The sequence below is a fragment of the Bacteroides sp. A1C1 genome (assembly GCF_004328515.1).
Classification (GTDB): domain Bacteria; phylum Bacteroidota; class Bacteroidia; order Bacteroidales; family Bacteroidaceae; genus Bacteroides; species Bacteroides uniformis.
Window position 1 is genome coordinate 1,448,427 of the sequence record NZ_CP036491.1, and the last position, 14,240, is coordinate 1,462,666.

8 protein-coding genes and 2 pseudogenes are annotated in these 14,240 nt (G+C 37.7%); 2 read left to right on the forward strand and 8 right to left on the reverse strand.

Going from position 1 to position 14,240, the window contains the following annotated elements:
• Positions 1-229: 229 nt before the first annotated feature.
• Together EYA81_RS06095 and EYA81_RS06100 are read right to left on the reverse strand one after the other, a co-directional pair.
• Positions 230-442, reverse strand: a pseudogene (locus EYA81_RS06095) (IS66 family transposase); the annotation flags it as partial.
• Positions 443-852: 410 nt separating this feature from the next.
• Positions 853-1,530: a porin family protein gene (locus EYA81_RS06100; RefSeq protein ID WP_131225510.1), complete on the reverse strand. Its 678-nt coding sequence runs from the start codon at positions 1,528-1,530 to the stop codon at positions 853-855.
• A 249-nt stretch (positions 1,531-1,779) separates the two neighbouring features.
• Here EYA81_RS06100 and EYA81_RS06105 point away from each other — a divergent pair, with 249 nt between their 5' ends.
• A complete protein-coding gene (locus EYA81_RS06105) occupies positions 1,780-2,499 on the forward strand; it encodes an META domain-containing protein (RefSeq protein ID WP_131225511.1) in 720 nt (239 codons plus the stop codon).
• A 55-nt stretch (positions 2,500-2,554) separates the two neighbouring features.
• Positions 2,555-3,316: an ion transporter gene (locus tag EYA81_RS06110; RefSeq protein ID WP_131225512.1), complete on the forward strand. Its 762-nt coding sequence runs from the start codon at positions 2,555-2,557 to the stop codon at positions 3,314-3,316.
• A gap of 1,254 nt (positions 3,317-4,570) precedes the next feature.
• Here the strand turns inward: EYA81_RS06110 and EYA81_RS06115 are convergent.
• From EYA81_RS06115 to EYA81_RS06140, 6 genes and pseudogenes are all read right to left on the reverse strand, one after another.
• Positions 4,571-5,434 (reverse strand): sensor histidine kinase KdpD, encoded by an 864-nt coding sequence (locus EYA81_RS06115; protein ID WP_131225513.1) that lies wholly within the window; start codon positions 5,432-5,434, stop codon positions 4,571-4,573.
• Between the two features lie 488 nt (positions 5,435-5,922).
• Positions 5,923-6,297: pseudogene (locus EYA81_RS06120) on the reverse strand (transposase); the annotation flags it as partial.
• Positions 6,298-6,896: 599 nt separating this feature from the next.
• A complete protein-coding gene (locus tag EYA81_RS06125) occupies positions 6,897-8,906 on the reverse strand; it encodes a glycoside hydrolase family 65 protein (protein ID WP_131225514.1) in 2,010 nt (669 codons plus the stop codon).
• A 64-nt stretch (positions 8,907-8,970) separates the two neighbouring features.
• Positions 8,971-11,256, reverse strand: a complete 2,286-nt coding sequence (gene bglX, locus EYA81_RS06130; RefSeq protein ID WP_131225515.1) for a beta-glucosidase BglX — start codon at positions 11,254-11,256, stop codon at positions 8,971-8,973.
• A 23-nt stretch (positions 11,257-11,279) separates the two neighbouring features.
• Positions 11,280-13,226 (reverse strand): glycoside hydrolase family 97 protein, encoded by a 1,947-nt coding sequence (locus EYA81_RS06135; RefSeq protein ID WP_131225516.1) that lies wholly within the window; start codon positions 13,224-13,226, stop codon positions 11,280-11,282.
• Between the two features lie 12 nt (positions 13,227-13,238).
• Positions 13,239-14,234: a hypothetical protein gene (locus EYA81_RS06140; protein WP_227201746.1), complete on the reverse strand. Its 996-nt coding sequence runs from the start codon at positions 14,232-14,234 to the stop codon at positions 13,239-13,241.
• Positions 14,235-14,240 lie beyond the last annotated feature (6 nt).

A 14,240-nucleotide genomic window follows, 5' to 3' on the forward strand; every position in this document is an offset into this window, starting at 1 on the left:
TTAATAATTAAAAAAATGTGCGATAATCGTTTTTCAACAAAAATACTTATTTTTCCGAGAAATGTAAGCGACTGCTCAACTACATCTTGTGTATTCGATTTATCTGTAAGATGCACTCCATTGTAAGTGCATCTTAATTTTCATATACCAATTTATCTTAGGGGTATCTTTGAGAGTGGTAATCTCATTTTTTCCCGTTTTTTCCTGCATTTTCCCGGAATTGTCCCGATTATTTCCTCCATACATCCGGTAGTAGTTCCTTCAAGTCTCTGTCTGATTTGGGAGCCTGATAATAAAGGAGTCTGCCGGTCATATCACTCAACCATTCTCCGGGAGTGACACCATGTTCCTTATATGAGCCAAGCAAGGAACAGATTATAGCCGTCTTCTCAGCCGCTTCGTGGTTTCCGCAGAACAGCATGTTCTTTCTTGATATGACTAATGATTATAGGAGACTACAATGGTCGAAGACAAGCGCAACGAAGGGGAAAAGATCCACATAGGAAAGCCCTGGACATCTTTGAAAAGCCATGTCTTCAATCCTCGTGACTCCCTGCGGTATGATTATCTCCTCCGGTTCACTGTTATGGCACATCTGTTTTTTCCGAAAAGCAGCATTCAAAGCCAACCCTTTCAAAGTGGTCATAGAATAATGGAGGGAAGTCCTTTTTCGGAAGATTACTCTTAGTTATAAATCAATAATGGAAGCAAAATCAGATGTATACTCCGATAATTATGTCATCAATATTAGGCCTTTCATTGTATAGAAGATACTGCCGTTTGATTTTTACATGAAGGTTTATATTTATAAACGATAAAAACTCTTAAATAGGATTTTATTGTTTTACTTGATTAAAAAATATAAGCAAGAGACAATTGCCAATATCTGTTTTTTGATTTGAAAATATCACCATCGAAAATTTGGTCTATGGTGTCATGTTTGTCTCCTCCAATATGGTGTTTGGCGGATTCCGTCAAGCCGATATTATAGTAGCAGCTTAGCATCAGATGTTTCATAATCTTTGCGCCACCGCCAAGATTCAGACCGACTTCGGTGGAACGCCATCCCATAGAAGAAAGGTTCTTGTCTATGGCATCTACGGCTATATGGGCTAGTTTGCGTCCCCAATTGTCCTCATTCACCAAAAAAGAAAAAGAAGGTCCTATTCCTAAAAATAAGTCAAAATTGTCAGACAGTCCCATTTCCCATTTCAGTTCTATGGGGATGTCGATACTTTGTGTTTTGATGTCGGCACTGGCATCATTTGAGGTGTTTGTCAATTTCACTCCACGTTGTACATACAATAGGGAAAAATCTAGGGTTAGTCCATAGAAACCGGTCTGATATTGCAGCATGGGACCTACTTGAAAACCGGTCATATTCTCTGTTTTAACCCAGTTGCTTATACCATGAATATCAGCCTTGTTACCAAGTATACCAGCTTTCAATCCCAAATGAAGTCCCTGAGCCATACAAATAGCAGGACACAGCCATACTAAAAAAGATAACAGATAAAAAACTTTTCTCATTTTATTTTTAATAATTGTTATTATAATACAAAGGTATGGATTTTGGTCAAGACATAATGGCATGGATTACGGTATTATTGGTAAAAAAATCATTTTTTTTGTGCTTTTTTCGCTTCAATCAATTTCTCGTATTATTTCAGTTTCTTCTCCATCAAATATATTGTTAACTTTGCTTTTATATTGGAATCTGGTTTACTATTGGATGATGCATTTTTATTATACGATATGACTATTTGATTAAAGGTAAAAATGAATAAAGTGATAATTTACGGAATGATGCCTGTTCTTTTGCTGTTTTTTTCATGTAATGAAAAGGATAATGTAACCTTGTCAGAACTGGCAGGTGAATGGACAGTGATAGAACTGAACGGGCAGTCAGTTACGGCTATACAACAGCCGTTCATCGGTTTTACTCAAGAAATGAACATCTATGGGAATTACGGCTGCAATCGCCTGACGGGAAAATTTGAATTGTCGCCACAATCTACACAGATGGCAATGAGTAAAGTTAGCACAACCATGACGCCTTGTCCGGACATGGAATTGGAAACAGACATGTTGGAGGCACTTGTTAAAATTCGGAATGTCAAACATGGGGAGACCAATAGGATTGTTCTATGTGATTCGGTGAACAAACCATTAATTATACTTGAAAGGCGGTGTTATGAAATACCTTTGGATGATTTGCAAGGTAAATGGAATATTGAGAAAATTTATGGAGAATCTGTGTCTGATACGATAGGAGAAAGTCCGTTCATAGCTTTTAATATAACATCGAAACAGATATGCGGAAATGCAGGTGGTCGTTGGATAGCAGGTCGTTTTGAAACTGAAAGCAGTAAGAGGAATTCTATCACTTTTCTTGATATAAAAACAGAACAAACCGTATTGAATGCCTTAAAAGAAGTAAGAACTTTCGGTCTGCTTGTTAATGGACATGTGGGGTTATACCTTCGGACAGTACGATAGCATTTGAATTGGTGAAAATAGAATAGAAGGTGTTTTTTATAAAAAATTGATTTCAATGAAATTATATGTATTTATCCAATGCTTTTTGAAAAGAAGGTCGGTTCAATATTTTGTTCTTTTCTTTATTTTGATTTCCATCATGGCGGTTATCGCAAGTTCGTTTGAAGAAATGACTATATATAGACTTCCTTTGTTTGGGATAACCTATGTTTCTTCTTTTGTCTTTTTAATCGAATATATAGCCCGTATCTTGTCTGCACCGGCACTTTATCCGAATGATAAGTCAGTAAAAGCACGTTTAAAATATACATTCTCTTTTTATGGCTTTGTTGATTTTGTAGCGGTACTTCCTTGTGTGCTTACTTATATATATTGGGATACGGAAGTGGTGCATATCATTATCTTGCCATATATTTTTATTATATTCAAGTTAATACGACATTCAAGAGCTTTTCGGCTTATTGGAAAAGCTCTCGCTTCCGTTAAGGAAGAGCTTGAAACTGCCTATGTCGCCAGTTTTATCACCATCTGTTTTTCAGCCATTCTTATGTATTATATTGAAAGAAAAGCCCAGCCTGAAGTTTTTGAAAACATAGGAGACGGAATCTGGTGGGCTATTATTACATTTGCTACGGTAGGATACGGTGACATTTATCCAATTACCCCTTTGGGCAAACTTCTAGGTTGTATCATTTGTTTGGTGGGGGTAGCAATGGTGGCTATTCCGACCGGTATTATCAGTTCTTCTTTTATTAATATGGTACAAAAAAAGGAACAAGGCCAAGAAAAAGGAAATGACAGCCAAGAAAAAGTTTGATATAATGAACTTTTGCAATGGATAGGTTGCAAAAGAAATTTTATAACGTTTCCTTGCGATTATTTTCTGCAAATAGTAGACATATAGATAATACTTTATGAATTACTGTTATTTCCCACCTGCTTAATTGAAGATGGGAAACTTTAGTAATAGCATTTACTTTAACAACAATGAAAAAGAAAATAACTCTTATATTTCTAAGTTCAGGCGTCTTATTACTGTTCTCTTTGTGTTCAACTATATTGAAGATTATAACTGGAAATAAACAATGTGCATGTCCTAATTGCACAGAACGGACAACCGGTAACTCCGTCTATTGTTCATATCATATACCACACTGTTAAAACAGTGCAAAAACATCTGCACAAATACAGTTTATTGAAAAAGAAATAAGTGGTAAATTCTCATATTTTGAAGTGTTCTGTTTCCGGGAATTTGTGGAAATAAAGCCCTATTTCCTTTTAATAGTCTATATTTTATTCATCTGTGTCATGGAGTGGACACAATATCAAAACATGTGTCTATAACGAAAAATAGAGTAGGAAGAATACTACTATTTTATTTTTCTTATTACTCGATTTTGTATTTTCCCGATAATCTGAGGCACTTTCTCATATTGCCCTTAAGATAACCGAACATTCTCCACATGGTTTCTGTTCTATCCATCCAAGCCTTCCGGATAATGGTGTATAATGGTTATAGTTACATCTCTTATCGATAGTGTTTACTGTATTCCAGGAGGCTTTTATTTTTTGAAAAGTGAGAAGACAGCCTGCCCACGTATAGAGCTTATGAAACACTATCTTCACAGGCAATAAGATTCTTTAGGCTGTCTCCAATCTAATTACCTTACAATCAATATCCACAAAGATAAAACAACCGGACGAGATATACAAATGCCCATCCGACCAATCACTGGCAGAACGGGCATAAAATTACTCAAACAATATTAAGGGCGGTCAGTTAACATGAAACAGTTTATTGTGATAATTCATCCTCACGGAAAAATACCAACCCAGACCACCCTTGAATACAAATTCTAAAACCGTATCTGAAAGTTAGAAGATTTAGATGAAATATGCAAATGAAATCATACAAAAAAACTCTCATCCTGTCATCACTGACCAGACAAGAAAAAGAGATTTGTGTGTATAATTTCCATGCGCTCACGATGAAACAATATGACCATCCATTCCTTTATAAAAACGAATAGGATTATACAGACAAAAGCAATGATTGTTGTCGGAACTTCCATTATTCAATACCGGCAGGCAACGTAAAATAGAAAGTGGAGCCTTCCCCTTTCTTGGACTCCACACCTATACCTCCCCCATAGTGTTCCACAATGGATTTAGTGATGGAAAGCCCCAACCCCGTACCTTTAATATTGTAGTTCATCTTCACAAACCGTTCAAAGATGGCATGTCTTCCCACTTCATCAATGCCACAGCCTGTATCTGCCACATAAAAATAGAAGTTATGATTACTCAATCTCCTACAACCGATTTTCACACTGCCCATCTCCGTAAACTTCAAGGCGTTCCTCACCAAGTTACCTATAACTTGGGCAAAACGCACGCGATCTACCACCAAACGGCATTGAGGCAGCCGTTCTACAAACTCCACCTGAATACCTGTGGGATGCGAGCGCATATTCTCTGTCGTGCAGACTTCATCAATCAGCGCGTTCACATCCGCTTCTCCATCATTATATTCCAGGGTCTTTGCCTCAATCTTTGAATAGTCCAGCAAGTCATTGACCAGTTGCAGCAGCGAGTCCTTGTTATCATTAATCTCCTTCAGGAAAGCCATACGGGTTTCTCTGTCCAGATCATCCATTTCGGCAAGCATAGTTGTAAAGCCTACAATAGCATTCAAAGGAGTACGAATTTCGTGAGTCATATTAGCTATGAAAGCATTCTTCAGCTGGTTGGATTCTTCGGCAACCTCATTAATGCGCTGCAACGTCTTCAACCTTTTGCTTTTACTGATGGAAATGATTATCATGATGACCAAAAGCAGAATGACAATCATGCCAAAACTGTATATCAATGCTTCATCCTTCTGATAGAGGCCGCTGGTCCAGACATCATATGCTGCCGTAATTGTTAGCATCATCGTTTATTGCTTGCTTATTGGAAAACTATAAAATTATAGGAAGCAAATATACTAAAGAAAATACAAATAAATTAATAGAAACTACAGTTTTTTTTTCCAACAAAATGGGCCGCATGCCATTACCAAGTAAAGCATGCAGTCCATAAATTCATTATTCAGTATTATTGGTATCAGCCTTCAATGGCAGCCTGTGCCACTCTAATATAGCTATGAAAATCAATTGCAAACACTTCCTGTGTAAGCGAATGTTTATTTAAAGTTTAAAGTTTGATGGATTTTCCATCATGACTTAAAGGCATCGTTGAAAAGCTGGCTTAACTATCAGATGCTTACACTATGCTGGTAAGCTCTGAGCCTGCAACTCATATCTATTACTTCACTAAAATCTTGTACTCACCACAACCTCTACCAATCTCTCCAGACTAGGCAACTATGGTTAATACTATGGTTATTTCTTTATTGGTTCACCCACCTTCTCCTTATAGAAAGATATCTTTAGATAATTGTATGCTACTTATTCCTTTCTTATGGGCTAAGAATATATACAATGCATAGAACCATTTCTTTAATGATACATGACTACCTTCAAACATTGTACCAAGAGTAACCGTAAATCTTTTCTTACATTGTTTACATTTATATAGTCCTTTAAATTCTCCATTAGACTTTAACTTATAATGCTCTTTCGTTTGACAATTACAGTGTGGGCAAATTGGTTCTCCATGCCATTTAATATCTTCAAGAAATTCTCTGCATAATTTTTCATCATAAAAGGATTTCATCAAATCAATAAATGACTTTACTCCTCGCATTTGTTTATTCTTCTTTATTATTTCTACAATATTGATTATTTCTGTTTCCAATTGACATGTTATTTTTATTATATAAACATAATAAAAAAAACCTAACACACAGAACATAAGTTATTAAAAAATAGATACTTAAATAAAACAATTGGGTATAATTATCATATACATATATCCTGTAATTATTGCTCATTTAAACATTAACCAAGTGCTTCCAATACGATACTTGGAACACTTGGCTTTTATCTGAGTATAATTATCATATCTATATAAAAAATAGAACCCGACTGCCGGAAACAATCGGATTCCTATTTCACTTTTTGTAATAGTACCCAAATCCGATCTTAAGTGTTATCCACTTAGAATTCTTTAACAAAATTCTTTGATTCACTTGAAAACGGGCATAAAAAAAGTAGGGAAGCCTAAAAGATTTCCCCTATTGAAATAAGATATAAATAGATAGAATAAAAATTAGTATATTAAAGTATATAATTGGGAAAAAAGAATTCGCTTCATACAATCAATACTTCGGTTAAAAGAAACCGATTCTTTAAAACTAAACATAGAAAATGCAAACATCTTTAAAGGCCTTTCCTATTGAAACTCTTTAAGCTAATCATGCACTAAATCAAAAACTATATTTTCATGAAGAGTATTTATTGTTCACGGACATATGTTCTGCGATTTGCTCCCACTCCCTTTACAACGATTTTCTTCCAATGCCTAGGCAGTGCTGAAGGCAACTGTTTAATACCTTCATCGGTCAAGTCCAAACCACAAAAACCATTAATCACCATCTGAAGCAATCCGCCTGCCCCAGTAGTAAAATAAGGATTTGTTCCTCCTGCACCTTCAGAGATTACCCCGAAAGGCGGCAACTGATTTGGCCGGAAACTACGCACGAACAATTCGTAGGCCTTCTCACCATCACCCAACCGAGCATACTGCAGAGCCAATACAGAATAAGACATGGCAGGCCCTGTTTTATCGATTTTGGGCTCATAGTAGAGTAAATCTCTCTTTATTTCCTCTGGTTGAGTTATGACTTTTAACGGATATGCCAACAAGTTCGCATCTGCCTGTTTAATAACCTGACCATCATATCCATCATATTCTCTAGTCACTCCATCTGAGAATCTGGGTATTCGCAGTCTCTCTGCAATAATGTTCCAAGAAACAGGGGGTGTTACACCACAAAGAACTGCCGCTTTGGAAGCATCTTGCAGAGCGCACATCGCAGCCGCATTGGTAAATGCATTATCATTGACCCCCTCAGCATACTCATCGGCACAAACAACATTGCAAATTGAGTAAGAACCGTCTTCATTCTGCTCCACACGGCTTGACAAGAATTCAGCCACTTTTTCCATCAGAGGATATCCTTCTTCTCGCAACCAACGCATATCACGGCTCATACAATAATAATCCCAAGCAGCAATAGCAATATCTGCCGATATATGATGTTCAAAAGGACCTGTCAAGGCAAAAGTAGGACATGATTCCTCACCAGCATCGTCACTTTCCCAAGGGAACATGGCACCATCATAACCATAGCTAAATGCCCGCTGACACGCTGGTTTCAGCCGATCGGTACGATAATCCATCATTGAGCGTGCTATTCCCTGATTGAGAAAAAGCATAGGAGGAAACATCCAAAACTCCGTATCCCAAAAAATATGTCCATTATACCCTTGCGATGTCAATCCGAACGGTGGTATGCTCAAGCGACTACCTGAACGAGCGCTTGAATATAAGTGAAAAAGAGCAAAACGCACGGCAAGCTGCGCTTCGGCATCACCTACAATTTGAATATCCCCTTCCCATAACTCATTCCATTGTTTCAAATGTAAATCCATCAGCCTATCAACCCCTTCCTTAGCTCCATAAATAACCTCTCGATCGGATTCATTGCAAGGATCTATAAAATCACGATGCGTACAGACAGCACCTAACAAAGCAAAAGAAAATGTTTCTCCTTTCTTTAGATCCTTTGTAAATACGTTTCGACCATTACCAGTCTCTGTAACTTCCGTTTCATGCTCAAAAATGAAAGTCGAAGTAGCAGAGACCTGCAGTTTTCTATGCCTAGTCAAAGCGGAGGTACGTAAAAGTTTCAAATTGAGTCCAAAATCCTTAATACTCTTCCGGTGCACTACAGGCTGCAAAAAATCATCGGGGACATCAGCACTATTTTCCACCGACAAGCCGACAGGATCTAAAGCTTTTACGTTCACTCTCACCAAACCTGCATAAGGCATACTGCGCAAGGCGCAGATACTATAAGATACTTCCAACTTATTGGCATAAACAAATCGAGTCTGGTGTATGGCTTCTTTCATATTGATACATTGTTCCCAATCGGATAAAAGTTTTCCATCCAATACTTCCCCATCCACTTTCATATCTATACAGAACGGGTTAATACCACAAATCAGCCTACTAACATCATGTGGAACACCTGCATCAAACACATGATTCAGTACTACCTGCTTGACAGAGAAAGGTTCTTTCCAAGGTAAAATACCAATTCCTCCATTTCCTACGGCAGTACCATAATAGGTGCTATGATAATCTGATGTCTTTATACTCCAAAACAGATCTTGGGCATAAACAAAAGTAAATCCACACACTATCCATATCAAAGCTAACAGTATATTTTTTTTCATAACTATATTATATCTAATACTAATGTTCTAAAAGCGAATATGATACAAAGAAGACAGATAAAAGCTATTCTGCAAAAAATGTTTTAGACTGTACGTCCCGACTATTTGTACCTACCATGACTTCAAAATCTCCAGGTTCATAAACATATTGCAATTTCGAATTGTAGAATTTTAAATCCTCCTCTGCAATTACAAACTTAACTTCACGGCTTTCCCCCTTCTTTAAGAAAATGCGTTCGAATTTCCTCAGTTCCTTTACCGGACGAACAACATCGGCATAGATATCACGCAAATACAATTGCACGACTTCATAACCATCATAACCTCCTTCGTTTCTAACAGTAACAGAAACAATTATTTTTCCACCTTTCTTTAAAACATTAGAACTTAATACCATATCGTCATATCGGAAATGGGTATAACTCAATCCATAACCAAATGGGTATAATGGGTCATTGCTATCTTCTAAATAATTACTTGTATAACGATTAAACGTACATCTATCCGGATCAGGACGACCTGTATTGTGACTATTGTAATACAACGGAAGTTGCCCTACAGAACGTGGGAATGAAGTCGTAAGCTTTCCACTGGGACTCACTTTTCCAAACAACACGTCAGCAATGGCATCTCCAGCTTCACTACCAGCAAACCAAACATTTAGAATGGAAGGAACAATAGCTGATTCTTCAACTAGCGCTAAAGGACGCCCCGTGAAGAGAAGCAACACAACAGGTTTTCCTGTTTTGACTAATGCTTTTAACAAGTCACGCTGAGCATCTGGAATTTCCAGCATAGTTCGTGAAGCAGACTCCCCACTCATCTCAGTACATTCACCCAAAGCAGCTACAATAACATCTGCTCGGGCAGCTATCTGCAATGCTTCTTTCAATAAAGTCTGATTATTTCCACGGTCCAATGGACGCATACCCGCAGCTGCCTTTTCAAGATTTTCATCATAGAAAACATTACTTCCTTTAGCATAAAGGACTTCTCCTTTATCACCTACCGCATCACGAATTCCTTCGAGTAACGTACGATGTTTAGAAGGAGTACACATCATACTCCACGTTCCACACATATTATTACGTGCATTAGCCATCGGACCAATCAGTGCTATTTTTCCTTTAGTAGAAAGGGGAAGCAATGACTTCTCATTTTTTAGCAGAACAAATGTTTCAGATGCAATGCTGCGAGCAATAGAACGATGCTCAGTAGTATAAAGCTGTTTCGATGCTCGTAGGGTATCACTATATTTATAAGGATTGTCAAACAGCCCTAATTTATATTTAGCTTCCAATACACGACGACAAGCCATATTGATTTGTTCTTCAGTCACTTCTCCCTTTTGAAGAGATTCTTTCAATGTGTTCAGAAAACCAGAGGATACCATATCCATATCCGTTCCTGCCTGTAGAGAACGTGCTGATGCTTCTTGCAGAGGAGCAATGCCGTGCGAAGACATTTCGGCAATGGAATTATAATCTGTAACCAACAACCCTTTGAATCCCCATTCTTTTCTGAGCAAGTCAGAAATCAACCATTTATTCGCAGTGGCTGGAATTCCATCAACAATATTGAATGAGCTCATAACACTACCCACCCCGGCATCTACAGCTGCTTTATAAGGAGCAAGGTATTCATTATACATTCGTAATCGGCTCATATCTACCGTATTGTAATCACGTCCTGATTCTGAGGCTCCATAAAGAGCAAAATGTTTTACACAGGAAAGAATTTCATCGTTCCGTTGTAAATTGTTTCCTTGATATCCCCGTACATAGGCCTTTGCCATTAAAGAACCAAGATAAGGATCTTCTCCACTTCCTTCTGCTATACGCCCCCAACGTGCATCACGACAAATATCTACCATCGGACTGAATGTCCAATTCACACCATCTGCACTAGCTTCAATAGCAGATATGCGAGCCATTTTTTCGACAGCTAACGTATCCCAACTACACGAAAGAGCCAATGGAATAGGGAAAATTGTTTCATAGCCATGAACTACATCTGCACCAACAAGCAAGGGAATTTTCAGCCTACTTTCTTCCACGGCCAAACGTTGTAATTCGTAAATTTTATCGATGCCTTTCACATTAAAAAAGCCACCTATCTCCTGCTTACGAATCATTTCACTCAGTTCTCCATTTTTCACAGTTCCTGTTGTGATATCACCCCCAGAAGGCAAATTCAACTGACCAATTTTTTCACGCAACGTCATGCGATCCATCAAATCACTGACACACTTATCCATTTGATTATCAGTCACATCAATTCGAGGAGAGGAACATGCTTCTCCTAATATAGCAACAAGGAATGCTAGAAGAAAATGCCAATATGTTTTCATATTCAGATTAACAATTATTGTTTTTATTCTATAACAGCAGCAAAACCACCGTTTCTCTTCATGGTAATAGTAATAGACGAAGTCTTTGTAACGGGAGTCTGCTTGTGTCTATAATCCATAGCTTGCCGATTAGCATTAATGCCATCTTCAAAACTACTCATTCGATAAGAGCGCCCTTCTTCCAGAAAATCAAGAGGAATTTCAAATTTCCTTTCCTGTACTGCATTGTTGGTTATACCTCCAATAAACCACTTCTTCCCCTTGCGCTTGGCTACAATTACATACTCCCCAACCTTAGCCTTAAGCGCCTTGGTCTGATCCCAAGTTACAGGGACCTGTGAAATAAAACGAGTACAATCCTCATTTTTTCTGTAATTAACCGGATTGTCAGCCAACATTTGCAATCCACTCTCAAAAAGAACGAATGTAGCTAATTGAAAAGCCCGTGTTCCTACACCCGCCGAATTTGGACGTAAAGCACTGTAGAGTTCAGGTTGCATACTTATCATGGGTCCTGGTGTGTAATCCATAGGGCCTACCGCATTACGCATAAAAGGAAGGTATACAGTGTTATCTGGATAACATCCCCTCATATGTTCCAGACCTTTCACTCCTTCATAGGAAACGACATTGGGATATTTATATTCTAAACCTCCAGGAGTAAAAGATCCATGAAAATCAACTAGGAGATGATGCTTAGCAGCTTCTTTAGCTACACGTTCATAGAAATTCACCATCCACTGGTCACTTCTATCCATAAAGTCGATTTTAACCCCTTTAATCCCCCAATCTTCGTAAGTCTTGAACAAATCAAAATTTTGTTCCACAGCTACCCACGATAGCCATAAGATAATGCCTACATTCTTTTCTTTTCCATACTGAATCAATTCCGGTAAGCGCATTTGTGAATTGGGCTTGTTAGGATTAAGCACAGTTTCAGCCCATCCGGCATCCATTACAATATATGGAACATGAAAGGATGAAGCAAAATCTATGTAATATTTATAAGTATCATAATTGCATCCCGACACAAAATTAACATCCGGACCATAAAGAGCTGCATCATGCCACCATTCCCAACTAGCCAACCCTGGCTTAATCCATGAATTGTCTTCAAGAACACTTTTAGTAGCCAATTTGTAATTCATGGTGTTTTCAATGAGCTGGGAATCGTCGCTACTAATAACAAAATAACGCCATGGGTAATTCCGATTTCCTTCAGTTTTTGCTATATAATCAGCCTCTTTAGTAATTTTCATACTCAGATTTCCATCTTCTGCAAACTCCAAAGGTGCTTTGGGGAAAACGGCATTAAATCCATTATAACCATTTCCCTTTAAAAACATACAAGGATAATCAAAACGATCGGATTCGCCCACCAATATTTTATATTGCTTGCGAGTATCAATCAAGATGGGAAGTACGGACATCTTGTCCGTACCCCTCCATTCTTGACAGGTAACATGTGTATACTCTTCTTCATAAGGTGTTTTAAAACCTGAAGGCTGTTGTAAATGGAGCAGATACTCTTCTGGAAAGGAAATAGCAAAATCTTCTCCAAGTACCTCAACCTTATTGGTCTTACGAGTAATAAAACGATAAGCTACCCCATCATCAAAAGCGAAGAATTCAACGGAATAACCTTTGAAATCAAGAGTAAGAGCATTATAACAACTCGTAATAGAAGAGAATTTAAGAGGAACTACAGGCTTCAACTCTTTTGAGAAGCTATTACGCTTCTGCCGCAACAACTTTGGGTTATCTCCCAAAATTTCATCATCTAATAATAAGCGAAGATAATTGTCCTTTAATAAAACTTCATCATTATAGTAAATATCATAATAAATCTTATCTGATAAACAAAACTCCACTTTTATAGTCTTTTCAGGAGAAAACAAAGTCATTTTTTTCTTGCCATATACTGCCGTAGCAAGTAGCCCTATTAACAATAACAGATAATATTTCTTCATACACATGTTTTATTATTTTTGTGAGAATGATGATAAAACGTGATTATACTCCTTTTCACTCAACCGCACCATAGCCCCATGCCGGGAGTCGGGAATCTTACAATCACAAACTACCCATTTTTCTGCCTCTATATGCTCAGCATCAAAACGTACATACTCGTATGGATATCTTTCTGAAAAAATCATCCATCCCTTACCATCGGGTTTTGGCATGAGAATAGGAGCTTCAAAATAAGTACTGGGAGTAGTGACAGGGTGCTTTGGATTTATCAAAGCATAAGAGCCGGTCAAGCATGATGACTTAGCCAATCGAATAGATTTCCCTGTAGGTACACCATCTTCCGGCCACCTTTCGTCCTTAATAACCGCATAGTAGTTTTTACCAATTTTGCGGATTATGACATCAATAGTGGCCATCTCAGATTCATCCTTGTCTGAAAAATCAAACAAACGTTTTGGAGAAGAAAAAGAGCTAAAATCTTCAGTTAGCACATAATATGTACGCATGCTTCTCCATTCATCATCTCCTTTGGCTCCTTTTTTAGCTGCATGCCACGTAACAATATACTGTCTGGAATCCTCATCATAATACAATTTAGGTGCACCGAACCAATTTCTTTCAGTATAATAATTATCAGTAAGGATAAAAGGAGATACTGGAAGTTCCTTTTCAATACTCCAGACTACAAGATCACTTGAGGTCCAAAGCAATGGTTTCTGGTTTTTCTCTGAAACACCGATCATATAATACCTATTGTCATGACCTTTGATTATATCAGGATGTCCTCTGTATTCAGCATTTACTCGTTGATTATTATTCAGTTTAGTCCATTTGCGTGCATCTCTACTTATGTAGTAGTACATATGCCCATAGTCTTCATGTCGCATATGGGCAAAAAGGTACCCTCCCTGAAATTGCGTATTATGAGACTGTCCCTGAACATTCGAAAAGTAAATGCTGACAAGGCATACACAGAAAGTGCTAATAAGTAAGTCCTTAAATTTCATGCATCT